This is a genomic window from Chroococcidiopsis cubana SAG 39.79, assembly GCF_003991895.1.
Classification (GTDB): Bacteria; Cyanobacteriota; Cyanobacteriia; order Cyanobacteriales; family Chroococcidiopsidaceae; genus Chroococcidiopsis; species Chroococcidiopsis thermalis.
In genome coordinates this window covers 52,173-76,092 of the sequence record NZ_RSCK01000002.1, presented here as the reverse complement: position 1 = coordinate 76,092, position 23,920 = coordinate 52,173, and the positions used below count along the sequence as shown (strand labels likewise).

General features: G+C 43.6%; 20 protein-coding genes. 6 read left to right on the top strand and 14 right to left on the bottom strand.

The window, feature by feature from the left end; all coding sequences use genetic code 11:
* Positions 1-259: 259 nt before the first annotated feature.
* On the bottom strand, positions 260-1,744 hold the full coding sequence (gene gatB / locus DSM107010_RS01705) for an Asp-tRNA(Asn)/Glu-tRNA(Gln) amidotransferase subunit GatB (RefSeq protein WP_106166628.1): 1,485 nt from the start codon (positions 1,742-1,744) through the stop codon (positions 260-262).
* Between the two features lie 277 nt (positions 1,745-2,021).
* Between gatB and DSM107010_RS01700 the strand changes: the two genes are divergently transcribed.
* The 3 genes from DSM107010_RS01700 to DSM107010_RS01690 all read left to right on the top strand — a co-directional run bounded on the left by DSM107010_RS01700 (position 2,022) and on the right by DSM107010_RS01690 (position 3,767).
* Positions 2,022-2,957: an SPFH domain-containing protein gene (locus DSM107010_RS01700; RefSeq protein ID WP_015157081.1), complete on the top strand. Its 936-nt coding sequence runs from the start codon at positions 2,022-2,024 to the stop codon at positions 2,955-2,957.
* The gene (locus DSM107010_RS01695) at positions 2,954-3,166 is read left to right on the top strand and encodes a type II toxin-antitoxin system antitoxin (RefSeq protein WP_106166625.1); all 213 of its coding nucleotides are present in this window, start codon (positions 2,954-2,956) and stop codon (positions 3,164-3,166) included. The genes DSM107010_RS01700 and DSM107010_RS01695 overlap by 4 nt, the downstream gene beginning before the upstream one ends.
* 220 nt (positions 3,167-3,386) lie before the next feature.
* Entirely contained in the window at positions 3,387-3,767 is a 381-nt protein-coding gene (locus tag DSM107010_RS01690; protein ID WP_015157079.1) for a phosphomannose isomerase type II C-terminal cupin domain, read from the top strand.
* Positions 3,768-3,793: 26 nt separating this feature from the next.
* On the opposite strand, the gene DSM107010_RS01685 is transcribed toward DSM107010_RS01690, so the two are convergent.
* Genes DSM107010_RS01685 through DSM107010_RS41935 form a run of 4 tightly spaced genes read right to left on the bottom strand, consistent with a single transcriptional unit; the run spans position 3,794 to position 12,499 of the window.
* The gene (locus DSM107010_RS01685) at positions 3,794-6,475 is read right to left on the bottom strand and encodes an MGH1-like glycoside hydrolase domain-containing protein (protein ID WP_181246302.1); all 2,682 of its coding nucleotides are present in this window, start codon (positions 6,473-6,475) and stop codon (positions 3,794-3,796) included.
* Positions 6,476-6,534: 59 nt separating this feature from the next.
* Positions 6,535-7,374 (bottom strand): SWIM zinc finger family protein, encoded by an 840-nt coding sequence (locus tag DSM107010_RS01680; protein WP_127022197.1) that lies wholly within the window; start codon positions 7,372-7,374, stop codon positions 6,535-6,537.
* A gap of 5 nt (positions 7,375-7,379) precedes the next feature.
* Positions 7,380-10,547 (bottom strand): DEAD/DEAH box helicase, encoded by a 3,168-nt coding sequence (locus DSM107010_RS01675; RefSeq protein ID WP_106170760.1) that lies wholly within the window; start codon positions 10,545-10,547, stop codon positions 7,380-7,382.
* Between the two features lie 17 nt (positions 10,548-10,564).
* Positions 10,565-12,499: a serine/threonine protein kinase gene (locus DSM107010_RS41935; protein WP_127022194.1), complete on the bottom strand. Its 1,935-nt coding sequence runs from the start codon at positions 12,497-12,499 to the stop codon at positions 10,565-10,567.
* A 91-nt stretch (positions 12,500-12,590) separates the two neighbouring features.
* Between DSM107010_RS41935 and DSM107010_RS01665 the strand changes: the two genes are divergently transcribed.
* Complete coding sequence (locus tag DSM107010_RS01665; protein ID WP_127022191.1) at positions 12,591-12,773, top strand: hypothetical protein; 183 nt, start codon at positions 12,591-12,593, stop codon at positions 12,771-12,773.
* 194 nt (positions 12,774-12,967) lie between these two features.
* Complete coding sequence (locus DSM107010_RS01660; protein ID WP_127022188.1) at positions 12,968-14,380, top strand: lipid-A-disaccharide synthase-related protein; 1,413 nt, start codon at positions 12,968-12,970, stop codon at positions 14,378-14,380.
* 80 nt (positions 14,381-14,460) lie between these two features.
* Here DSM107010_RS01660 and DSM107010_RS01655 read toward each other — a convergent pair whose 3' ends face one another.
* The 9 genes from DSM107010_RS01655 to DSM107010_RS01615 all read right to left on the bottom strand — a co-directional run bounded on the left by DSM107010_RS01655 (position 14,461) and on the right by DSM107010_RS01615 (position 21,064).
* Positions 14,461-15,039, bottom strand: a complete 579-nt coding sequence (locus tag DSM107010_RS01655) for a hemerythrin (protein WP_015157074.1) — start codon at positions 15,037-15,039, stop codon at positions 14,461-14,463.
* Positions 15,040-15,187: 148 nt separating this feature from the next.
* Positions 15,188-16,528, bottom strand: a complete 1,341-nt coding sequence (locus tag DSM107010_RS01650; RefSeq protein ID WP_106168417.1) for a TldD/PmbA family protein — start codon at positions 16,526-16,528, stop codon at positions 15,188-15,190.
* Between the two features lie 139 nt (positions 16,529-16,667).
* Positions 16,668-18,152 (bottom strand): TldD/PmbA family protein, encoded by a 1,485-nt coding sequence (locus DSM107010_RS01645; protein ID WP_015157072.1) that lies wholly within the window; start codon positions 18,150-18,152, stop codon positions 16,668-16,670.
* 283 nt (positions 18,153-18,435) lie between these two features.
* The gene (locus DSM107010_RS01640; RefSeq protein WP_199755352.1) at positions 18,436-18,696 is read right to left on the bottom strand and encodes a nucleotidyltransferase family protein; all 261 of its coding nucleotides are present in this window, start codon (positions 18,694-18,696) and stop codon (positions 18,436-18,438) included.
* Between the two features lie 167 nt (positions 18,697-18,863).
* Positions 18,864-19,130, bottom strand: a complete 267-nt coding sequence (locus DSM107010_RS01635; RefSeq protein ID WP_015157071.1) for a hypothetical protein — start codon at positions 19,128-19,130, stop codon at positions 18,864-18,866.
* A complete protein-coding gene (locus DSM107010_RS01630) occupies positions 19,078-19,419 on the bottom strand; it encodes a DUF6972 family protein (protein WP_015157070.1) in 342 nt (113 codons plus the stop codon). The genes DSM107010_RS01635 and DSM107010_RS01630 overlap by 53 nt, the downstream gene beginning before the upstream one ends.
* Positions 19,420-19,635: 216 nt before the next feature.
* The gene (locus DSM107010_RS01625; protein ID WP_015157069.1) at positions 19,636-20,097 is read right to left on the bottom strand and encodes an HNH endonuclease; all 462 of its coding nucleotides are present in this window, start codon (positions 20,095-20,097) and stop codon (positions 19,636-19,638) included.
* Between the two features lies 1 nt (position 20,098).
* Positions 20,099-20,551: a hypothetical protein gene (locus tag DSM107010_RS01620; protein WP_015157068.1), complete on the bottom strand. Its 453-nt coding sequence runs from the start codon at positions 20,549-20,551 to the stop codon at positions 20,099-20,101.
* Positions 20,552-20,557: 6 nt separating this feature from the next.
* Positions 20,558-21,064 (bottom strand): hypothetical protein, encoded by a 507-nt coding sequence (locus DSM107010_RS01615; protein ID WP_041463520.1) that lies wholly within the window; start codon positions 21,062-21,064, stop codon positions 20,558-20,560.
* Positions 21,065-21,456: 392 nt separating this feature from the next.
* Here DSM107010_RS01615 and DSM107010_RS01610 point away from each other — a divergent pair, with 392 nt between their 5' ends.
* Positions 21,457-23,901, top strand: a complete 2,445-nt coding sequence (locus tag DSM107010_RS01610; protein ID WP_127022263.1) for an ATP-dependent helicase — start codon at positions 21,457-21,459, stop codon at positions 23,899-23,901.
* The last annotated feature ends 19 nt before the right edge of the window (positions 23,902-23,920 follow it).

Genomic DNA, 23,920 nt, shown 5'->3' with positions numbered 1-23,920 from the left:
CCAATCATCAGGGTGCATCTACTCAGTAGAATATAACAGGTGGTGTGTAAAGAATCTTACGGCTTTCTACGGGATTTTCTTAAAGATCCGATGAAGAATTGCTGTTTTTGGAGGAAGCAGAGAGCAGCGAGCAGGGAGCAGTAACCAGTTATCAGTTATGAGTGGCTAGTAAAAGCGCGGCTGGAGACTAGAAAAAATTCCAGCTACTAGCCACCAGCCACTCATCAATACCCAACAACTACCAACTACCAACTACCTATTACCCATTGAGCTTTTCCGCTAACAGTTGGTTTGTCAGTTTCGGATCTGCACGTCCGCCTGTTTGCTTCAGCACTTGCCCGACAAAAAAGCCGAGAAGCTTGGTTTTGCCGTTACGGTACTGTTCTAGTTCTTTGGGATTGGCAGCAATGACTTGCTCGACGATCGCTTCTATGGCGCTGCGATCGGAAATTTGAATTAATCCTTTACGTTCTACTAACTCCTTCGCCGAACCACCTTGAGCTAGCAGTTCAGGCAAGATATCTTTAGCAATTTTGCCGCTGATTGTATTGCCTTCAATCAACTGAATCAATTCGGCAAGAGTATTTGGTTTGAGGGCAAGTTCGGTAATGTTGAGCTTATTGCTATTTAAGTAAGCTGCAATATCTCCCATAATCCAGTTAGCAGCTTGTTTTGCCGAGGCTCCAGCCGCCACAGTTGCTTCAAAATATTCCGCTACCGCTCGCTCGTCGGTTAGTACGCGGGTGTCGTAAGCGGAAAGTCCCAGTTCGCTTTCATAGCGATGGCGTTTTTGGGCTGGTAATTCTGGCAACTCAGCACGCCATTTTTCTAACTGTTCTTTGGAAACTTCAATCGGCGCTAAATCCGGTTCGGGGAAATAGCGGTAGTCGCTAGAACCCTCTTTAGTCCGCATACTAACAGTGCGTTGGCTGCCTTCTTCCCATAGCCTGGTTTCTTGAACAATTCTTTCTCCAGACTCTACAGCCGCAATTTGCCGTTCGATCTCGTATTCAATCGCCCGTTGAATGGCGTTGAACGAGTTCATATTTTTAATTTCTACCTTCGTGCCAAACTCTTTTTGTCCGACAGGACGCACGGAGATATTGACATCGCAACGTAAAGAGCCTTCTTGCATATTGCCATCACTGACACCCAAATAGCGCAAGATCCGACGTAGTTCTTGGGCGTATTCCGCCGCTTCTTGTCCAGAACGCATATCGGGTTCTGAGACAATTTCCACCAAAGGCACGCCAGCACGATTGTAGTCTACTAAAGAGTAAGTAGAACCAGACAGGCGATCGCTACCCCCGTGTACTAACTTGCCTGCGTCTTCTTCCATGTGCAAGCGCGTAATCCCAATTCGCTTACTGATAGGGTTGTTATCCGCATCGAGAAGTTCGATTTCTAACCAACCGTGTTCGGCAATTGGCAAGTCATACTGAGAAATTTGATAATTCTTCGGTAAGTCGGGATAAAAATACTGTTTGCGATCGAACTTGCTATAAGGTGCAATTTGGCAATTTAACGCCAAACCCGCCTTCACTGCGTATTCCAATACCTTCTCATTCAATACGGGCAACACTCCAGGTAAACCCATACAAATCGGATCGATATTTGTATTTGGAGGCGAGCCAAACTCTGTAGAACTGCTAGAAAAAATTTTCGTATTCGTATTCAGCTGGCAATGGGTTTCTAAACCAATAATCGCCTCATATTTAGTTTTTGTCGGTGCAGCAGTAGTCATATCTTTTATTTGCCGCTGTGATTGTAATACTTTCCAATCTTTACACTTCTCTGGTTTTTGGTCACGCAAAGACGCAAAGGCGCTAAGAATCTTTTGCGTCTTCGCTACGCCAGTCGCGGGACTCGGGGGAAACCCCCGCACGGCGCTGGCTCGTCTTTGCGTGACATTTTCTCAGACAAACTTTAACTAAGTGATACTGCAATAATATCACATTGACATTATGAACAAACTAATTATATCGTTGTGATATCACATTAAAATCAGGTAACAAAGATCTATGGAGCGATTAAAGGAGCGTCCTGCCTTTAAGGTTGATGGTTTTGTGGCGTTGGTAGTATTAGGTGCGATCGCAATTTTGGCTATTTGGTGGCTGTGGACGACTATCCACGGATGGGAGGCAATCTTAGGTAGAACTCTGAAAATTACCGATTTTCTGGGAGAAGACACCGCAGCAGAAATAAGTGCATGGCTGGGAGCAACTCTAATTGCAGTCGTTATCCCTACATTTTCAGGCTTCTTTACGGTGGAACCAAACCAAGCAGTTGTAGTAACATTTTTGGGTCGTTACGCTGGTAGCGTTAGAGAAGCAGGATTTTGGTGGACTAACCCTTTTACCCGCAAACGCAAGATTTCATTGCGAGTACGCAACTTTAACAGCAAAATTCTCAAAGTCAATGACGCTCAAGGTAGCCCAATTGAAATTGCAGCCGTGGTAGTTTGGCAAGTTGTAGATTCTGCCAAATCCTATTTTGAAGTAGACGACTACGAAGAATTTGTTGCCATCCAAAGTGAAACGGCAATTCGTGCCTTAGCCATCCGCTACCCCTATGACACAGGTGATGATGAGAGTATACCTTCGCTGCGAGGCATTCCTGACGAAGTAGCGCGATCGCTGCAACAAGAATTACAAGCACGGTTAGAAGTTGCGGGGGTAGAGATTATTGAAGCTAGGCTTTCTCACCTTGCCTACGCGCCAGAAATTGCTCAAGCAATGCTCCGCCGCCAACAAGCTAAAGCAATAATTGACGCTCGACGGCAGATTGTAGATAGTGCTGTAGGGATGGTTGACGAAGCATTGAGAAGGTTAAGCGAACAACAAATCGTCGAATTGGATGAGGAACGCAAAGCTACGATGGTGAATAATTTACTTGTGGTTTTAACCTCGGAACAAAACGCTCAGCCTGTAGTCAATACTGGTAGTTTGTATACATGAGTCAAAAAAAAAGATTCTTGCTGCGTCTAGATCTAAAACTGTATGAAGTATTAGAAAAATGGTCGGCTGACGAACTCAGAAGTGTCAATGCTCAAATTGAATACTTACTCACAGACGCGGCAAGAAAGACGGGAAGATGGAAGGAAGATCGGCACAAGAAAGTTTCTGAATCTCTCCCAGAAAATACAGATTCGGAAGATTTAGAGTGATGGAGATATCGAGATGTTTAGTTCAAAATATCGAAGTTTTAGCAACGAAATTTCGATCGTGCTGAAACTACTTCAGACAAATCCCCAAAAAGCCGATTGTGAAGAGTACATTTTGAAGTTTAAATAAATTTGAAGATTTTGTTAACCAACCTACTCTTCCAGAGCTGAAATGCCATACTTCTGCTAATAATGGCGATTGACGTTTATTTTCAGGCTATTTATGAGTAACAACGGGAATCAGGCTCAGCTAGATTTAATTGAATCCTCTCCACACGCAGGTCAGAGATATTGGGGTTTGGTTGAGGTAATAGAAGAAGGAGAAAATTATCGAATTAATCGGATTGAAATTAAACCGAAGCACCGCATAAAATCGCAAATTCACTACCATCGTAGCGAACATTGGGTTGTTGTTTCTGGTACGGCTAAAGTTAATTGCGGTGATGATGAGAAGTTACTACATCGCAATGAGTCAACATACGTACCTGTAGCAACGCTACATAGTATTGAAAATCCTGGGGCAATTCCACTCATTTTACTAGAAATTCAAAATGGCGAATATATGGGTGAAGATGATACCGAACGTCCTTACGATTTGACTTAAGATTATCTACCTGCGAAATCAATTCTTCATCTATCGTATTCACCACACTGCTGAATTAATTTCGCCACTAAACCCGTCCAACCCGTCTGATGATTTGCCCCTAAACCCGCACCATTATCTCCATGAAAGTATTCGTGAAACATAATTAAATTGTGCCAGTGTGAATCGGTTTGGAACTTTTCTAAATCTCCATAAACTGGTCTTTTCCCCGATTCATCTTGCAGAAATATTTTAATCAGTCTTTGCGACAATTCCTGAGAAACTTCCCAAAGGTTCATTTCGCGACCCGAATCAGTGGGAAACTCAACTTTAAAATCATCACCCAAATAATAATGAAACTTTTGTAATGCTTCTATGATTAAGTAATTGATTGGAAACCAAATGGGACCTCTCCAATTAGAATTACCCCCAAATATAGCATCACTTGATTCTGCGGGTTCGTATTTGACGTGATATTTTTGTCCGTCTAATTTAATGGAATAGGGATGAGAAGCATGATATTTAGATACGGAACGAATACCATAGGGACTTAAAAATTCGTTCTCATCTAGCATTGTTTTCAAAATGCAGCGCAACTTATTTTCTGCTTCCGTTTCTCCTGGTGGTTTATAACAAATTGCTAATAGCCTTCTTGCACCAATTCCTTTTGTTTCCATACAAGCAACATTTTGACGCAGATCGGGGCGATTGTTAATAAACCACTCCATGCGTTTTTTAAAACCAGGCAATCGTTCTAAAACGTCTGGTTCTAAAGTTTCAACAGCCAATAAGGGAATCAGTCCTACAAGACTTCGCACTTTCAGGACTATATCCCCATCAGCGGGGACGTGGAGCATATCGTAATAAAAACTATCGTCTTTATCCCATAAACCTTTGCGTTCCTCTCCCATACTATTCATCGCATCAGCAATGTAGAGGAAATGCTCGAAAAATTTACTGGCAGTATCTTCATAGGCGGGATTTTCTTTAGCTAATTCTAACGCGATCGCCAGCATATTTAAACAGTACATACCCATCCAACTCGTACCATCTGACTGCTGTAAATAGGCATCAGTAGGAACTTGGGTACTGCGATCGAATACTCCTATATTATCCATTCCCAAAAACCCGCCTTGAAAAACGTTTTTACCAGCTATATCTTTGCGATTTACCCACCAGGTAAAATTGAGTAAGAGCTTTTGAAATACCCGTTCTAAAAATAAGCGATCGGCGCGTCCGTAGATCTTTTGTTCGATCTTATATATGCGCCACGTCGCCCAAGCATGAACGGGTGGATTGACATCGCTAAAATTCCATTCGTAAGCTGGTAATTGTCCGTTAGGATGTAAATACCATTCTCGCGTCAAACGACTTAATTGACGCTTGGCAAAATCAGGATCGATAATAGCGAGAGGAATGACATGAAAAGCTAGATCCCACGCTGCATACCAGGGATATTCCCATTTATCGGGCATGGAAATAACATCATCGTTAAATAGATGAATCCAATCAGTATTTCTCACGTTTTGTCGCGATTTTGGTGGCTTAGGATGAGCCGGATCGCCTTGCAGCCATTCATGGATGACATAATAATAATATTGTTTAGCCCATAGCATCCCCGCAAAAGCCTGTCGCTGGATATTGCGTCGATCTGGTGTTAATTGGCAAGGAGAAGTAATGCGATCGTAAAACTCGTCTGCTTCTTGAATGCGAGTTTGAAAGATTTGCTCGAAATCTTTACCAAATGGGGTGACTAAATAAGGAGAGTCGCACAAACGCAAGCAAATAGTTACGGTTTCGCCTGCGGCAATCTTTAGATTATAATTGGCTGCAAATTTAGTACCAATTTGGCGAGGATTGACGGTGTTTTTATCATTGTTAACAAGATAATTATTAATTCCATCTTTAACGAAATCAGATTTATTTTCGACTCCAAACAACTTTTGGTAGTTTGTGTCATTTTCAGTAAATAATAACTCTGCTGTACCTTCACAATACAACCAGCGATCGCCTAAACTAGGATGAGTAGATTCGATAATACTCAGATTGCTATCTTGATGCAGCTTTTTCAGTCTGGGTTTAGCGGTTTCGGCTCGTCCCCAAGCCCAAGTATTGCGAAACCATAATGTAGGCAATAAATATAAATTTCTAGTTTCCGAAGCACGATTAGCGATACTAATTTTAATTAAAATATCTTCAGGTGTATTTTTGGCATATTCAACAAAAACATCAAAATAAGTGTTATTGTCAAATATTCCTGTATCAAGTAATTCAAATTCACGATCGCGCTTGCTGCGATTTTGATTTTCTGTCACTAATTGAGTATAGGGAAAAGCTTGCTGAGAATATTTATAGAGATATTTCATGTAAGAGTGAGTGGGAGTATTGTCAAGGTAAAAGTAACATTCCTTGACATCTTCGCCGTGATTGCCTTCATTACCAGTTAAACCAAACAGCCTTTCCTTTAAAATTGGATCGACACCATTCCAAAGCGCGATCGCAAAACACAAGCGTTGGTGATTGTCGGAAATACCTGCAATTCCATCTTCACCCCAGCGATAAGCGCGAGAACGCGCTTGTTCGTGAGAAAAATAATCCCAAGCCGAACCATCAGCACTGTAATCTTCGCGGACTGTTCCCCATTGTCGTTCGCTTAAATACGAACCCCAGCGCCGCCAGTGTGCTTTGCGATCGCGGTCTTCTTGTAATCTTTGTTCTTCTTGAGTCATGATGAGAATGAGGAATAGAGGATATGGGGGACAAAGAAAATTAGTAATTTTTGACTTTCTTACATAACGTCTTTGTTTTTTGTTCTCACTCGCTGATATAATTCTTCCATCACCGTAATAAAGGAAGTATCTTTTTGCCAAAAAGCGGGATAGTCCCCCTGTTTTTTCACGACAATTGCTGAAATAATTGCTGGTTCGGCAACTTCAATATTTGATGGTAAGCGCTTAGTTCCAAGCCAGAATTCTCTAGAATGCATCTGCTCGGTTACAGGCACTTGTTCGAGTTTTGTATAGTAAGATATTTCTGCTACTAAAGGAGTTTCTTTAGTAGTTAATTCGGCAGATAAAACTTGTCCTAAAGGAGATTTCACGAGTTCTGACTGCAATTCTTCCTTAGATAAACCCCTCAATTCAAATAAGAGAAATGGGTTATGGTCGAGTTGAGATGCAACTAAGTAATAAACACCTGCAATATGTTTGCAAGGGTTAGCATAATCGGGACAACTACAGCTCGTTTTGAAGTCTTTTCTACTATGCGGTAGTAAATGCAATCCTAAGTCAGAAAAAGCTGAGTCAATACTGTCTGGCACTTCATTCATTAACAACTTTGATACAAAACTTGCTTTAGAAGAAACGTATTTAATTGCCTTTGACCAACTCGCTTTATCAATTGGAGTAATTTCGATTTTTGTATCGTATTTTGGTTCTTTATATACCCCAAAATAGGGATTTATCGAACCTCTCACCTTAGCCGTAATTTTGTTGCCGTCAATTTTATATTCAATGATTTTACCATTGCTAGCATAGGAACGTCCGCGCCCCAACCTACCAGAATCGCTGAATGCTTCTAAGGCTTCAATGAAACGCTTTCCCCACCAAGTTCGACTGAATTTAGCCACGATCGCTACTCCAATATTGCAGTTTTATTTAATGCAATTAGTTGTTTAAATGCTTCATTATCGAGTTCTGTCAGCCAAGACTCATCATTACCAACAATCGCAGAAGATAGCTTTTTCTTATCGGCGATCATTTGGTCGATGCGTTCTTCTAACGTACCCATTGCAACGAATTTATGTACGAAAACATTCTTCTTTTGACCGATCCGAAAAGCTCTATCTGTCGCCTGATCCTCTACTGCGGGGTTCCACCAGCGATCGAAGTGAAAAACATGGTTGGCTTTAGTCAGAGTAATTCCCACTCCTCCCGCTTTTAAAGATAGAATAAATACCGATGGTTCTGTTTCAGGGTCTTGAAACTCGGCGATCGCTGCTTCTCTTTTATTACGGTTTGTCCCACCGTGAATGTAATAAGTATTGTAATGACAATTGTGCTTCAAATACTTTTCTAAAGGGTCGCAAATTTCTTTAAATTGACTGAAGATCAACATACTTTCTCCTTCAGCGATCGCCTCTTCTACCATTTCTATTAAACGGCTAAGTTTGTGCGATCGCTCTGGAGAAAATTCGCTACCATCTTGTAAAAACTGTGCCGGATGATTGCAGACTTGTTTGAGTTTCAACAAAGTCGATAAAATTAACCCTTTGCGTTGAATTCCCTCTGATTCTTCAATTTGCTTTGAGACATCTTTTACGACAGCTTCATAGAGCGAAGCTTGTTCTTTTGTCAAGTTACAATATAAGTTTTGTTCGACTTTATCCGGTAAATCATTAATAATCGATTTATCAGTTTTGACTCGCCGTAAAATAAACGGTTCGACTAATTTTTTTAAACTGCTAGATTTGACTTTACTATTATCTTTTTGAATTGGAATTTCAAACGATTTCCGAAATTGTGCTTCTTTTCCCAAATAACCTGGATTGAGGAAATTGAAAATCGACCATAAATCTAATAAGCGGTTTTCTACAGGCGTTCCCGTTAAAGCTAGTCGATGTTTAGCTTGTAATTTTAAAACGGCACGAGTTTGAGCTGCTTTCGGATTTTTGATATTTTGGGCTTCATCTATTACTATGCGCTGCCACGTTACACTACTTAAAAGTTTTTCATCTTTACGAGCAAGAGTAAATGAAGTAATTACCACATCGTGGTTGAGGCAGGTGGCTTTAAATTCAGCTTCATCTTTGAGGCGATCGCTACCATGATGTACTATTGCTTGTAGATGCGGTGCAAATTTAGCAATTTCCCGCAGCCAATTTCCTACGACTGATGTAGGTGCAATTAATAAAGTTGGTGGTGTAGCAATCGCTTCTTTTTCATTGATGATTCTGGTAATCACCTGTACCGATTTTCCCAGTCCCATATCATCAGCTAAACATCCGTTGATCCCTAAAGCTTCTAAATATTGCAGCCAAGCTACACCGCGTTTTTGATATTCCCGTAAAGTCCCTTGCAACTGCGGCGGATCTGAAATTGGTTCTAGCTTGCTTTTGTCCTGCAACTTCGCCATCATTGTTGCTAAAGCATCATCGTGGTTAACTTCTAATTCATCTTCTGATGCTGCTAATTTCATTAAATCGAGTAGCGACATTTCCGGCTGTTCTTTAGCTTGAGATTGCCAAAATTCCAGCATCTGCCGCATTTTATCTTGGTCTAATTCTATCCACTGACCTCGAAATTGTACTAACGGGGTTTTAGCATTAACAAGTTGCTGCCATTCTTTTTGCGTGACAGCCTCACCGCCAATTGCCAATTCGTATTGATACTGTACTAGAGAGTCTAGACTGAAATATCCCTGGTTTGCAGTTGTCGATTTAGCGCCGCGTGAAGACGTTTTGAGACGAATCTTGGCGCGACGACGACCTTCAGGAGTCCACCAAGCAGGAACGATAACTTTGTAGCCTGCATCTTCTAATACCCAGGCGTTTTCTTTGAGAAATTCAAAGGCTTGTGTCAAACTTAGTTGTAACCCAATCGGGCGATCGGTTTCTAATCCCTCCCAAAGCAAAGGATACATTCTTGCTGCGTATCCCAAATTCAATAACAAATCGGCTTCAAAATCCGTACCCAAATGTTTAAACCAAGCTTTTTTAGCTCTTTGGTTCATACCCCAATAATCGGATAGCGATAGCTTTAAAGAAGGGTCTTGTTTTGCCGCTACTAAAAAGTCAATTTTCCAATTATCTACGCGATCGGCTGGCGCTTCCTGGAGTTGAAAACAGAGGTCAAAAGGGGTAGCAGTTTGGGTACGGGTAATTTTTTCTTTCCAGGCGTACCACTGTTTGTATTCTATTAAAGCGCGATCGCTTTGTTGGGGAGTATTGTTAGATTGAAAGCATTTTTGCAGCAAGGAATCAGAGATTAAGCTATCAAATGCAGCCGTGGAAGGGGTATGAGTTATAATGTCTCGCAGTAGATATTCGGAAAAGTGTCGCAGCAAAGTTTCTGGAGTAAAAAACTCCACGCGATCGCTCGAAGTTGCCCGTCCCGCCGTGCAGATAGCTGGCATATAATCAACATATTTTTGGACGATCGCATCGTATTGTTCGGAGACTATTTCCCAAGCTGGATAAATTTCAAATCGATTAGCTGTCTGTTTGCGTTTACTTTTGGTTGCTGGCAGTTCGCAATATTTCAGCGCTGGGATATATTGGTCTTTGAGGATAATTTCTTTAAAAGCTTGGGTGTAGTGATACCAAAATACTAAATCCGAACCAAATTGAATTTCATCAGCATTATTTAAAGCTAAAAAATGAATGTCGTTGAGCAGTTTAATAATATGACTGACTTGACTATAGCTGTAACTGTTTGTTTTGACGCTGGTATTAACTAGGTAACAAGCAATTGCCCAATATGCAAATCCTTCATTTTCTAGCTCGATGTCATCAAGATATCTGGCTAATTCTGGTGAAGGAAGGGGGCGATCGCTTGCAGTTGGTAGGGCAAAGTATTTAGTAGAAATGCGATCGTTCGTCTTGCTATAAGTAGCTGAGGCAATTCCCAATTGCTCAGTTAAGAAGGCTTCTAGATCTGCTGAAGCCAATTGAAAAGGATGGGTGCGCCGATCGGTGTTGCGACGTTTTTGGACAGTTGAAGTTTCTACCCACAGGTAAAATGCACCATCTTGAATGAAATCAGCTTCGGCAGAGGGAATCCAAGTACCGTGGATGATTTTCATGGATAGATACCAGGTTTTTAATGTGGTGGATTGGCAGGGGGTGTTTGTGCAGCTGTGGGCGTTGGTGATGGCGTAATGCTACCAGACTCGTAATCGCTAGGCAACATTGGCTCTCCTCCTTTTGCTGGAGAGGAATTTGAACTTGGTGCAGCGGGTGTTGGCGATGGTGGTTGGTTGTTGGTTGTTGGGGAGGCTTCTGGTGTTGGTGCTGGTGCGTTCTGGGGTGAGGGTGATGCTTCTGGTGATGGTTGAGCGTTTTGCGGTGAGGGTGCTGGTTCTGGAGATGGCTGAGCGTTCTGGGGTGAGGGTGATGCTTCTGGGGATGGTTGAGCGTTCTGGGGTGAGGGTGATGCTGCTGGGGATGGTTGAGCGTTCTGGGGTGAGGGTGATGCTGCTGGGGATGGGGATGGTGTTGGCGAGGATGGGGTTGGGGACTGCTTAGATGTTGGCGATTGTTCTGGTTTTGGTGTAGGGGATGGTGCAGGTTGAGGTGATTTATTCTTATTTGTCTTTGTCGAGTTACGTTGAGGATTGGTTTTAGGTTGAGTAGGCGTGACAGTTGAGCGATTTCTGGTTGATGAGGTAGCCCTCACTCTACGGTTAAAACCTTGCCCAGCATTATTCCGATCTTGTCTCCATCTGCGAGTGCCAGATCGAATTGTTGGGTTGACGGGGCTGCTGAGATTTTGCGTCCCACTTTGCCCAGAAGTATTGGCTGCTGGCTGTTGCTCGGTAGTATTTTTTACAGGTTGAGTTGGCGGGGGAGCGGTTGAGTTTGCTTTTTGCGAGTTTTCTTTTTGTGGAAGTGTAATGTTTTTCTCATATCTAGCATCGGTGGGCGATGTAGGCTGAGGTGCAGGCTGGCTGGAGCGCGCGGGTATCGAATTTTGAGGTGACTGAGGTACAGACTTAGGAAAAACTGTGCCGATCGCTAGAGTTGCAATGCCAGCGATCGCAGCTAAACCACCACCAATCCACAAACCGCGTAAAAAAGATTGTTTGGCGGGGATCTCCTCGCTCTCGATAGATGGGGGTTCCATAACCGATACTCCAGGTTGGCTGGACTGAGAAAGCCAACTCGGGATCGAAGAATTATGAGTTGGCGATCGCCCGCCACCCGTCAGACCACCTGAGAAACTTTGGGAATAAGTATGAGGCAATAGTTCCAGCCAATCGGCTACGGTAGCAGGTCGATTGACAGCTTCAATCTCCATCCCCAAAATAATCGCTCGTTCCACGTCAACACTTAACCGAGGATTGATTTGGCGTACGTTGGGCATAGGGATGCGATCGCGCAGGCTAGCGGCAACTGGTACTTTGGCTGTCAAGATCGCGTATAGCGTTGCTGCTAGGGCATAAACATCTGTGGCTGGAGTACGGGGGGCATGGGCGAGATACTGTTCTATGGGTGCGTACCCTTCTGAAACCATGTTGGTATGAGTTTGGGTTGAACCTGGAGTAAATTCCCGCGCAATCCCAAAATCAATCAGTACGACTTCCTGAGTTCCCTGGCGCAAAATAATGTTTTGGGGTTTCACGTCCCGATGCAGCAAGTTCTTCTGATGCACGACTTCCAATGCCGCACCAATCTGCCGAATGTAGTGAATTGCCAGCGTTTCTGGCAAGGGACGATCTGGAAACACCACCTTGGCGAGAGTTTGCCCAGGAATATAATCCATCACCATGAATGGCAAGCCGTCCTCAATGAAGAAGTCGCTGACTCGCACAATATTGGGGTGGACGCAGGCTGCTAAGCGTCGGGCTTCATCCTGAAATTGGCGCTGAAACTTAGCAAATTGCGGCGCTTGCCGGAGCAATTCATTCAGCGTTTTGACTACCACTGGTTGCCCTAAAAATTGGTGGGTGGCTTTATAAGTAATGCCAAATCCCCCCCGTCCTATTTCTTGTTCCAGGGTATATTTCCCACGCTGTAATGTTTTGCCAGCTAGCATACTCCCCTCAAGACTAATGCACGACCTTTAGGCTTGCTTAATTTTTCTGCCTCTTGCCTATGCTAAATCGCTTTTATGTAGAATTTTTAACTTGGTTCCACTTATAGACCTGTCACCCTCCGACGCGACAAAAAACCAGTATGGATTATACCAACCACTGCTACCAGCCGTACACTCATCCAGTCGTCCAATCTGCTTGCTGCGTAGCGAAAGCGATCGCGGCGTGACGTGCAGTTTTATTCTTTCTTTAGAGATGAAAGACGAGAAACAGTGAGGGCTACAGCAATGAAATCCAAAGCCATACATCTATCAGTCTAAGTTAGTCCAAATTAGTCTGGCTGAGAAGTTATGGTTTGTTAACTAACCCACAAGCCTCGAAATAGCTTCTTAGCGACCTAGTAACAACGCTTCTTCAATGCTAAAAATTTAAACAACTCCCTCGCTCTTTTATTAATTTTTATTACTGAAATGGACTATAGATCTCATTCCTGCTTCAGTTCTGACTTTATACTCGCCCCTCATTCGCAGTTACTCTGTCTAAGTAACGGTCATGGCGAAGATATCATTTCAGTTCGGATCGTCCAAGAACTCCAGCAGCTTTGTCCAAACCTCGATATTGCTGCTTTACCAATTGTCGGTGAAGGTAAAGCTTACGCTCGTCTGGGTATTCCCCTAATTGGTAGCGTAAAAATCATGCCTTCTGGTGGCTTCATTTACATGGATGGACGGCAACTGCTAGGAGATCTTCAAGGTGGCTTGTTACAACTGACTTGGCATCAGTTGAGGGCGATACGTCAATGGATGAAGGGAGCAGGGGAGAAGAGAGCTGAGGGAGCTGAGGGAGCTGAGGAAGTTGAGGGAGAAAAACCACCAACTACCAACTACCAACTATCAACTACCAGTTCCCCACACCCCGCACCCCACACCCTAGTATTAGCCGTAGGCGATATCGTACCCTTACTCTTTGCCTGGCGGAGTGGAGCGAATTATGCTTTTGTGGGGACAGCTAAATCTGAATATTACGTGCGGGATGAAAATGGTGTTTTGCCTGGGCGATCGCCTTTTGCCCGTTTAGAACATTGGTCGGGTTCGATTTATCATCCTTGGGAGCGCTATTTTATGAGCCATCGCCGCTGTCGAGCGGTATTTCCTAGAGACTCCCTGACTGCTAAAATTTTGCAACAGCATAACGTTCCTGCCTTCGATCTGGGAAATCCCATGATGGATCGCCTCGAACCATCCCAATTTGTAGAGGAGACAAGCCAAGCGCTAAAAATTCTGCTGCTACCTGGTTCTCGTCCTCCCGAAGTTTACCGAAATTGGGAACTGATATTGCAAGCAGTCAAAGATTTAATCGTGACTTTCGGCGATCGCCCATTGGTATTTTTAGCTGCGATCGCCCCTAATCTCGATTTAGAGCCTTTTTGTCAATCTCTTGTAAATACTAGATTTACCAAAGCCCCCCGATCTTCGGGGGGTTGGGGGGATCTTCCCGAGTCATTGACATTTCAACAAAAAAATGCGTCTGTTATCTTAACTCAACACGCCTACAACGACTGCTTGCATCAAGCCCAAATTGCGATCGCAATGGCAGGAACGGCGACAGAACAATTCATTGGGCTAGGCAAACCTGCCATTATCATGCCTGGTCAAGGTCCGCAATTTACCTATGCTTTTGCTGAGGCACAAAGCCGTCATTTTGGGGAATCGATTACTTTCGTCCAAAACCCTCACCAAGCTGGTGTTGCGATCGCGGCTTTACTCTCTAACCCCGAAAAGCTGCAATCTATCGCTGAGAACGGCATACGCCGCATGGGTAAACCGGGTGCAGCCCGCCGCATTGCCGAGTGCTTAATTGAGAAATATAGCAAATGTCTGTAGGGGCGCACAGCTGTGCGCCCCTACACAAGGTGTTTAAACAAACTATATGCCTTTTAAAGGGGAGTTGGGGGAGCGAATAACTACTTCGTCAACCCATCAAATACGCCCCGCAAAGCAGCGACAGCATCTTGAGTTCTTGCCCAAACGCTTTGATCTGGATCTTTACCCGTTAGTTCGCGGGTTCCCAGAACCTCTAGAATTCCTTTCATTTGCTCTTGGTGGGCGCGGTTTTCAAAGTTGACTTGGTTAAGAGGCGCGATCGCATCCTTGACATCTTCCCCTGTCACCTGGGATGCTTTGTGAATAATTAAGCCAGTCATAACAGCTTGGTGTTTGATCCGCTCGTGAGCTGAGACTTTTTGATATAACGAAAGTTCGTTACCATCCATTAAACGGTTGACTTGCTCTACATATTGCCCCGTTGTATCTCTATGCCCGACAGAACCACCACCAAACTTAGCAATAACTTCGTTAATGACAGTCAAATTTTGCCTGTCGTCTCTGAGAAAATCGTTGAGGCGATCGCTAATTTCTTTATCGCTACTGACAGATGGAATCAATTTCTCTTCATTGCTAATTAGCAACTCTTGTAGGGCTTTTAAATCTGCTAGTTCCATTGCGATCGCTCTACGCTTGGTATCGTCTAAAGTTGCGACCATATTTCACTTTCCCTCCAATTGCTATGTCAAGCTATAAGCTCTCATATAAAGCTATTTATTTGAATTTTACTTGAGATATATTCTCAAGAAATCTGCAATCGATAGGGGCGCACAGTGTGCGTCCCTACCAAGAACTAGCAACCAACAACTATTCCCCAGTAATTGATAAATTATCGCTCCAAATCCGAGGGCAAACCCCAGATGGGGTTAATTCTGCCTCTGGTTCGACGAAAATAATTGACTGCAACACTTCCAGAAAATCTCCTGCCACAGTAGCAGATTCGATACTCGTCCGCTTGCCATTGTTAACGACCCAACCATCGAAGGGGAGGGAGAAAGAACCTTGCAAGGCTTTAACTCCGGCATGTAAGGCATGTAAATCGTCAACAAAAATGACATTTTCAGCCGTATCTAAGTTGTATGTTTGAGTTGCTGGTTGGTTAGAAAAAACGTGATAGAAATGAGGACTAACCGTCACCTTTGCCCCAATGTTAGCGTGTCCGGTGGGTTTTGCGTCTAAGCGCTTTGCCGTACCTGCACTATGGAGAAAATTTGTTAATACTCCATCAGAGATAATCGAGATGCGACGGGTAGGCGTACCTTCACCGTCAAAGGTTTCTCCAGCAATATTTTCAGGATGTAATGCATCATCGCACACCGAAAGCAAAGGCGAGGCAATTTGCTTACCGATAGATTCTGGTGTAGACAGACTTTGTTTATCCAGAATACTTTGAGCATTGTACAGATTAGAAAAAGCACCCAGCAGACTTAAAAAAGCTTCAGGAGAAAAGACAACGCGATATTTACCAGACTTAACTTTCTCGTAATTCAAGTGACTGATAGTTTTTTCGGCTGCTTCTTTCAGACAAGCTTGAATATCTAAGTTGTCTAGATTACGGCTAATCCGAAATGCGCCAGCAGAACGGGGTTTTTTCCCTTCTTCATCGGTTTTGCTGTAAAGATAGATCGAAGCATAGGAACGAGCTTCATGACGTGTCGCACCTTCACTATTAAGATAAAACCGATCTAAATCTCTTTGCGATAAACCATTGTAGGGTACACCCGCGATCGCCGGGTGAGCAGCCAAGAGTTCCTTTTCAGCCGAGATGAGGGTTTCAATTAACTTAGCTACAGGTGCTTGAGGTGCTGTAGCTTCTGTATCAGCAGTAATCGGCGCGATTGCTTCTGGACTAAAATCTGGTACATTTTCTTTAACCCCAAAGAAACTCGCTTCATAGGCAGTTTTCAAAGCAAGTTCGATACCTTCAGGATATACGTCTGTCGTGCTAGTGACTCCTACGTTATTGTTTTCATTCCACACCCGCACCGTCACCCCAGAACGATTTGAGGCTTTGACTTGTTTTGGTTCGCCTGAATCTACCTGCACGCTAGTTTCATCAACAGAAGAACCGAAAATATCAAATTTTTGAACGCCAATTTTACCAGCACTATCTCGAACGTAATTTGCAAGTTCTTGAATATTCGTCATACTCTTTACTTATCTACTTAAAATGCGATCGTGCAAAGACGCAGAGACGCTAAGCATCCTTTGCGCCTTTGCACGGACACTTTGCTCAACGGGGGACACCCCCGCACGCAAGTGTCCTTGTCTTTGCGTGACAAAATTCTTATCTTCCGCCAACCGTAATCGAATCTACCTTAATATGAGGTTGTCCGACAGTAACGTAGATACTACCGCTAACAGAACCGCAGAAACCCGCCGCTAATCCCAAATCCTGGGAACACATAGAAATCTTATTCATAATTTCCTGTGCGTCACCAATCAAAGTAGCACCTTTAAGGGGTTTGGTAATTTTGCCATTTTCAATTAAGTAAGCTTCTTCAACCGCAAAGTTGAACTGTCCCGTCGCGCCGACGCTACCACCACCCATTTTCTTGCAGTAGATCCCTTTGTCAATCGAACCAAAGATTTCTTCGTTGGTATAGCTACCTGGTGCGATATAAGTGTTGCGCATCCGCGAGGCGGCGGCGTAGGTATAACTTTGCCTGCGTCCGCTTCCCGTTCTGGGGTGTCCGGTGCGCAAGGAACCAGCGCGATCGCTCAAGAAGTTTTTCAAAATTCCATTTTCGATCAATAATGTCCGTTGGGCTGGCATTCCCTCATCGTCCATGTCAATCGTACCGAAAGCACTATCTGACAGTCCTTCATCCCAAGCAGTCAGGCTTTCATGAGCGATTTTTTCACCCTTCTTGTCAGCAAAAGGAGTGGTTTTGCGTTCGATTTGGGTGGTTTCCAGCAGGTGTCCGCAAGCTTCATGGAAGATGACACCACCAAACTGATTTGCCATCACGATTGGATACGTACCCGATTCTACATAATCGGCATACAACATCTTACCTGCCGATTCTGCCACTTCCTCAGCGGTTGATTTGTAATCCCAAGCTCTGAGAAAATTAGGATCGCTAGTACTACCTGCCCGTTGTCCGATGGATGTCCGATGGATGCCATCCGCACACAACAAGTTAAATCCTACCGATTGCGTCAAGCGAATGTCTCTAGCAAATGTGCCATCACTGGAAGCAACTAAAACTTCTTGCCAGTCGCGGAAATAGGTAGCGCGTCTCGATTGGACGTGGTTTGCTTTGAGTTGTAACTGTTGGTTGGCATCTAGCAGCACTTCTCCCATTTCGCGAATCGAACTACAGCTAGCAAACCAGCTATCTTTACCTTTAGTCGTGGCGTAGTCTCGCAGCAGTTCTAAATTAATCGCAGGGATGTAGGCGTTGGGTGCTGGAAGTTGTAACCCTAGAATGGAAAGTCCTTTTTCTAAAGCGGCTTTGAGTCCGTTAAATGTTAAATCGTTGGTGCTGACATAGCAATCAGCCTTACCGCGAAACACTCTCACCCCTGCACCAGTAGATAATCTGGGGGAGATGCTGGCGATCGTGTCGTCTTCTGCTAAACAGTTAATATAGTTAACTCGTTCCAAGAAAAATTCTACAAAATCTGCACCTGCTGCTCGTCCTAAACCAAGTAGGGTAGCAAGGGGTGCTTCCCAAGTTTCATCAAAGCGATCGCGTTTTAATTTATAGTCCAGGTTAGGCAGTTCTCTCGATAGCAGTAGGCTACTCGGATACGTCGATAGCATCATCGGGCTTGAGGGTCCTTGTTGAGGATTTACTGACACTTTAGACTTTCAGTCTAACAAACTACCATCAGCCCAAGCTGTAGGGGTATCGCTACGTTAAAGTAGGGTGTGTTAAATAACGCACCCTAATACTAGGGTTTCATCTTGCACAAATTTTGTCTTGTCTAAACTCGTAGAATTTGTGATGATGTATGTCGTTTCATCAAGAATGTGCTGCAAATATTCACGAGCCGACGGAGACATACTCGACCTCATCTAGAATGTGCGGAGCAATGTAAGGACTTAATTATTCAATAGTAATAAGGTCAACTGCTCTACCGAAAAGATCTTCTAGAAAAAAGGATAGGTGTATAAAGTTATCAAACGTTTTCTGGTCTGGCTCAAAAGCAACTAAAATATCGACATCACTTTGAGCTTGAATTGCGGTATCACGGGCGAACGAGCCGAAAACGCCGCAACGTTTAACTCCAAAGCGCTGCAACTCCTGCTGATATTCCTGGAGAAGAGCCAGCACTTGAGCTTTCGTTTGTACGGGCATCGTTTGCATAGACTACTCATCTGACGCTGAGTCTATCACAACCTTGGGGACTCAGAAATAGCATCAAAACATTGTTCCCACTCAGGAACAGAGCAATTCAACGACTCAAATCAGCGGCGGCCGATCATCTTGCGCTCAGCACTAGCAGTAGTGCGTTGTTTAACGCACCCTACAAACTACAGCTCTGATGCTGAAAGTCGCCCTTCAACTGACTCATACTCATCTTCTAACAACCAAATTTGAGCTTCTTCATAGGTTGCACTACTAAAGACGACCTTATAATTCTCAGCCGGATCGTACACGCGACAATTTCCTGCTGAGTCGCCTAATAATACCAGTATGTAAGGAGGAGACAGCATCGGATCGATCCAAACTTCAACAAAGTCCCATTCACTCTTGGCTGGGTCGAGTGCGGGGGATGACATGGTATCGATTTTCTGCATCAATTTTTACCTCGCCATAGAACAGTGGAGTGCTTAAGCCATCTTCAGGATTGATTCGATAGCCAATTGATTCAGCAAAGTATAAGCCGTAACGCTCGTATCCTCGAATCACTCCTGTAAATTCTCCTTTTTCAACGATCGCTTGAGTAACTTTCTCCATTATGGCTGCATTATTGAAAACGTGAGCAGATCTACCTCGTCTCAGTAATCGCTGTACTTGTGGTGTTTCTGGTAAATGCTTTGCAATGTGTCTGGGATCGAGGATAATTTTACGGTCAATGCCACTCATGAATCTGCGAAATTGAGTTTTCTGAGCATATCACGCTAGGGGCATAAATCTTATCTGAACTTGGATCTAGACAACGAATTCATGAAATTGAAACTGACGAGTAACTTTTCAACCACTGCCCCAACCGAGGCTAGAGAGCCAACCATTTATTATGTAGAAATTTTCTATCTAACTACCTCATTTATAACGTTACTTATGACTTGATTCAGAATCTTTCTATTTATTAATTTTATTCTTTAAAGACTGGAGCAATTGGATAGGACGTACGGCTTTGATAACAAGATAAAGATCGGGATGATTAACGAGCATATAGTGTTCGTACTCATACCAATGCATTTCGCCTTTTTCCTGATTGCAAGTTTTGCAAATCACCCATAAATTTTTGAATTCCATTGACAACCAAGGATACTGCGATCGCGGTAGCTTATGATCTATTGACTTACCACCTTTTTGAGAGTAATCATCTCCACAAATTGGACAATAAAAATCTGAATTACTCCTTACCCAATCTTTACTTTCTTGAGTCGTGCCACACTCACCATCGCCATTGATATATCGCCAATTGTCAAACTTTCTATAATTTGCAAAATCTTGTGCTGTTAGCCTGTGATAACGCTTTTTACCAATCTTGCTTGCTAGTCTAAACAATTCTTTCAGGCTGTTGTCTTCAAGACTCATACTATTTCTTATTAAACCTTACTAATTTTAAATGTCTTTTAAACATACTTTTTCGAGAGTTGTCCTTAGTGCTATTACTGAAATCAATCTGTTCAATCGTCGTATCGGGAAACTGTCGGTCGATCTCTTCGGCAATTTCATTAACTTCTTGAGATAACTTCTGATTAAAATTTACTATTTCTTGATAAGTGAGATATTTATTTCCAATGCGATCTGCTTCTAAAAACAGATCTTCAAGCGACCACTCTTTCCATGCATCTCGTTCTAAAAACTCGTCAATTTTCTGATGGAGACTAATGACATTATCCCAGCCAACATTTTTATAACTATTTATCTTTAGCCACTGCCGATCTTTTTTTTCAAGTTTGCTGCGTTTTTTTGAATTATCACTTTGAACTTCGCGATAGTTCATGTTATTAAAAAGTCTGGTTTTTTTTAAAATTGTTTTTGGCATATTTTTTCAACCAAGTATAGATTTGAAGAATTTCATTGCTGCTTGTCGGATCTCGTTATCTGGGTATCGCAAGAGCTTTCTCATCTCAATAGTTAGTTGAAGCTTGATGGCATCAACTATATTTTTCATGTCCTTATTGTCTTTTTTGAGATGCTCGTTCACCAAGCTCAGGTTTTTAATTGTAGCTTCCAACGACTTATTTTTAGCTAATAAATCTCGAATGTCCGTGTTATTATCTTTACCTGATTGAGGCTTCTTTATCTGTTCAATTGTAGCTGTATATTCTTCTTTTATTCGCTCGATTTCTCTAGTTTTTTTCGTGACTAAAGTTCTCTGAGCTGCTTGAAGACGTTGACGATGAAGGAGTTCAGCACCAGCAAATAGTGAAACAGATTTACGAATAGTAAGTTCGTCAGGATGGGTTGTGAAGTCAACTACTTTTAAAGCTCGATCGGCATCTGCTTTTGTCCATCCTTCACTTACAAGTAATTCAATTGCTTCTAATTTTTTCACGAATTTATAATAGCAGTTATATTTTTTGCTTCTAAATAATTTTATAATCAACATGAATAATTTATGGCAACTGTACGATCGCGGAGCAATAATATAATAGTTGTGCGATCGCAGAAGAAAAATAATATTTTACCTATGTACAGCTATGAATGAGCAAATGGTAAATCTACCGAGTCCTGCTTAAATAAAACTTTATATTGTCGCTTCCATACTAAAAAGCGATCGCATCTCTCCTACTCTCACCACACGGTCAGCGCGATCGCTGCATTCTTTACAAATACTGTAGTCTCACTTGTCATCCAACGACAATCTGGGCTTAATATTGAAAAATTACGCTGAAAACATAAATTCTCTTTTAGATTTAGATATCTAGATTGAGTCCAAAATTCCCGATGCCAGAAGCCAACCTCACCGACCAATTATCCATCCCGACTCCCGACTCTAGTACGGGCGCACAGCTGTGCGCCCGTACAAATAATTGGGAACAGCTGCGCAACAGCTTGCGCCCAGGACAGCAACAAATGGCAGATTGGCAGGGGGGACAGTTGGCAGTCTCGGCAGTGCCAGGGGCAGGCAAATCGACGGGAATGGCAGCAGCAACGGCAATTGCGATCGCCCGCTATCAATTACATGCCAAACGTGCGATCGTTGTTGTTACATTTACTCGTTCTGCGGCAGCAAATATTAAAGGTAAGATTCGCAGGTATTTACGAGAAGAATTATCTTTACCACCAAGAGGATTCACTGTCAATACCCTACACGGTTTAGCGCTGAATATTGCCAGCCGCTATCCTGACTTGTCGGGACTACCGTTGGATAACGCGACGTTAATCACGCCCAACCAGAGCCACCGCTTGATTCGGACTTGTGTAGAACAGTGGATTGCTGCTAATCCCCGCTTGTATTCTCGGTTACTCGAAGGTAGGCAATTTGACGGCGAAGAAACAGAACGCTTACGGCGACAGTCGGTATTGCGGACAGAAGTACTACCAGGATTAGCTTATTTAGTCATTCACGAAGCGAAAAGCTCTGGATATCAACCGCAACAGTTGCGAGTGTTGGGCGAACAGGCAATAGATGAATATGAAATTTTAACCGTCGCCGCTGGATTGTACGAACAGTATCAGAATCTAATGCGATCGCGCGATTTAATCGACTACGACGATATGATTTTGGCAGCGCTACGGGTACTAGAAAATCCTAGCGCCAGACGCAACGAACAAAAGCAAGTTTTTGCCGTATTTGAAGACGAAGCTCAAGACTCTTCACCCCTGCAAACCAAACTCTTAGAAATTCTGGCGCAAGATCCAGAAAACCCAGATTTACCACCAAATTTAATCCGCGTTGGCGACCCCAACCAAGCAATTAATTCTACCTTTACCCCTGCCGACCCAATTTATTTTCGTCGCTTCTGCGAAGAGTGCCAGCAGCAACAACGTTTGGCGACAATGGATATGGCAGGACGCAGCACTAGGATTGTCATTGCCGCAGCTAACTTTATGTTGGGGTGGGTGAATGGAAGGGAGCAGGGAGTAGGGAGTAGGGAGCAGGGAGGAAGGGGACAAGGGGGACAAGGGGGACAAGGGAGCGGTCAACCAATTACCAATTACCAATTACCAATTACCTCTTTGCCATTTCGAGCGCAAACGATTCATCCGGTTAGCCTGGACGACCCGCAGCCGGATGCTAATCCTGCGCCGATTGGTGGGGGATTGGAGTTGCATACGCCTCGCGATATTCATCACACGGCAGAATTGATTGGTCGGCGGGTAGTGGCGCTGTGTCAAGCAGGATCGAATGGAGAAACACAAACTCCAGAAACACAGAATAATCTGCGCATGGCGGTTTTAGTGAGGGAAAACAGACAGGGACGATGGCTGGCTGAAGCGATCGCGCCGATTTGCCAAGAGCATAATATCGTAGTGTACGAGGTTTCAGAAAGCGATCGCCATTCTCAAGTTCCGGCGGAAGTGCTAGCACTGCTGCAATTCCTCGACCGTCCTCACTCCCCCGATTATCTCAAAGCTGCCTTGGAAGTTTTGGTACAGCGTCAGTTAATCCAACCGCAAGATTTGAACGCGCTGGCAACCATTCCCGAACAATTTCTGTATCCTGGTCCTTTAGACGCACCTCAACCCGAACCAGCTCAAAAAGCCAGTCATTTGTGCCGCAGCCTGCTCCGCGCTCGCATGGAGTTACCTCCCTATCAATTAATTTCCTTCCTTGCCTTAACCCTGAATTACGACCAAGCAGAACTCGCGACAGCAGATAAGCTAGCAGAACGAGTGCAGCAGCAACTTGCTGGTAATGGCAGTCATAATTTGGCTGCCATGTTGCTAGTGTTGAGCGAGATCGTCAATTCGGAAAAATTTGAAGCCGTGGATACGGAAGATTCCGAGGCGCGTTATACCCGTCCTGGGCAACTGACAATTATTACCATGCACAAAGCTAAAGGATTGGATTGGGACTGCGTATTCATTCCGTTTTTACACGAAAATACAATTCCTGGAAATCTGCGCGTTTTACCTCAAGCTCATTTTTTGGGAGATTTCACCGTTGCAGAAGTTGCCCGCGCCCAAATTCGCGCTGCTTTGCACGAACAATTTCCCTTACCCGATGTTGCTACGGCGTGGGAACAGGCAAAACAACTCAAGACAGCAGAAGAGTTTCGCTTACTTTATGTTGCCATCACTCGCGCCAAACGGTTACTGTGGATTTCTGCGGCACAAAAAGCACCTTTCACCTGGAGCAAACCTGAAAATTTAGATAACAGTCGCCCCTGTCCGGTATTTTCGGCTTTAGTGCGCCAATTTCCGCGATCGCTAGTCACAACATAACAATATTGACTGTCCCGAA

What these genes read in the sequence shown, in the direction of transcription:
- gatB (WP_106166628.1), bottom strand. Translation starts at nt 1,744, where the DNA reads ATGACTACTGCTGCACCGACAAAAACTAAATATGAGGCGATTATTGGT.
- DSM107010_RS01700 (WP_015157081.1), top strand. Translation starts at nt 2,022, where the DNA reads ATGGAGCGATTAAAGGAGCGTCCTGCCTTTAAGGTTGATGGTTTTGTG.
- DSM107010_RS01695 (WP_106166625.1), top strand. Translation starts at nt 2,954, where the DNA reads ATGAGTCAAAAAAAAAGATTCTTGCTGCGTCTAGATCTAAAACTGTAT.
- DSM107010_RS01690 (WP_015157079.1), top strand. Translation starts at nt 3,387, where the DNA reads ATGAGTAACAACGGGAATCAGGCTCAGCTAGATTTAATTGAATCCTCT.
- DSM107010_RS01685 (WP_181246302.1), bottom strand. Translation starts at nt 6,475, where the DNA reads ATGACTCAAGAAGAACAAAGATTACAAGAAGACCGCGATCGCAAAGCA.
- DSM107010_RS01675 (WP_106170760.1), bottom strand. Translation starts at nt 10,547, where the DNA reads ATGAAAATCATCCACGGTACTTGGATTCCCTCTGCCGAAGCTGATTTC.
- DSM107010_RS41935 (WP_127022194.1), bottom strand. Translation starts at nt 12,499, where the DNA reads ATGCTAGCTGGCAAAACATTACAGCGTGGGAAATATACCCTGGAACAA.
- DSM107010_RS01660 (WP_127022188.1), top strand. Translation starts at nt 12,968, where the DNA reads ATGGACTATAGATCTCATTCCTGCTTCAGTTCTGACTTTATACTCGCC.
- DSM107010_RS01655 (WP_015157074.1), bottom strand. Translation starts at nt 15,039, where the DNA reads ATGGTCGCAACTTTAGACGATACCAAGCGTAGAGCGATCGCAATGGAA.
- DSM107010_RS01650 (WP_106168417.1), bottom strand. Translation starts at nt 16,528, where the DNA reads ATGACGAATATTCAAGAACTTGCAAATTACGTTCGAGATAGTGCTGGT.
- DSM107010_RS01645 (WP_015157072.1), bottom strand. Translation starts at nt 18,152, where the DNA reads ATGATGCTATCGACGTATCCGAGTAGCCTACTGCTATCGAGAGAACTG.
- DSM107010_RS01640 (WP_199755352.1), bottom strand. Translation starts at nt 18,696, where the DNA reads ATGCAAACGATGCCCGTACAAACGAAAGCTCAAGTGCTGGCTCTTCTC.
- DSM107010_RS01635 (WP_015157071.1), bottom strand. Translation starts at nt 19,130, where the DNA reads ATGCAGAAAATCGATACCATGTCATCCCCCGCACTCGACCCAGCCAAG.
- DSM107010_RS01630 (WP_015157070.1), bottom strand. Translation starts at nt 19,419, where the DNA reads ATGAGTGGCATTGACCGTAAAATTATCCTCGATCCCAGACACATTGCA.
- DSM107010_RS01625 (WP_015157069.1), bottom strand. Translation starts at nt 20,097, where the DNA reads ATGAGTCTTGAAGACAACAGCCTGAAAGAATTGTTTAGACTAGCAAGC.
- DSM107010_RS01620 (WP_015157068.1), bottom strand. Translation starts at nt 20,551, where the DNA reads ATGCCAAAAACAATTTTAAAAAAAACCAGACTTTTTAATAACATGAAC.
- DSM107010_RS01610 (WP_127022263.1), top strand. Translation starts at nt 21,457, where the DNA reads ATGCCAGAAGCCAACCTCACCGACCAATTATCCATCCCGACTCCCGAC.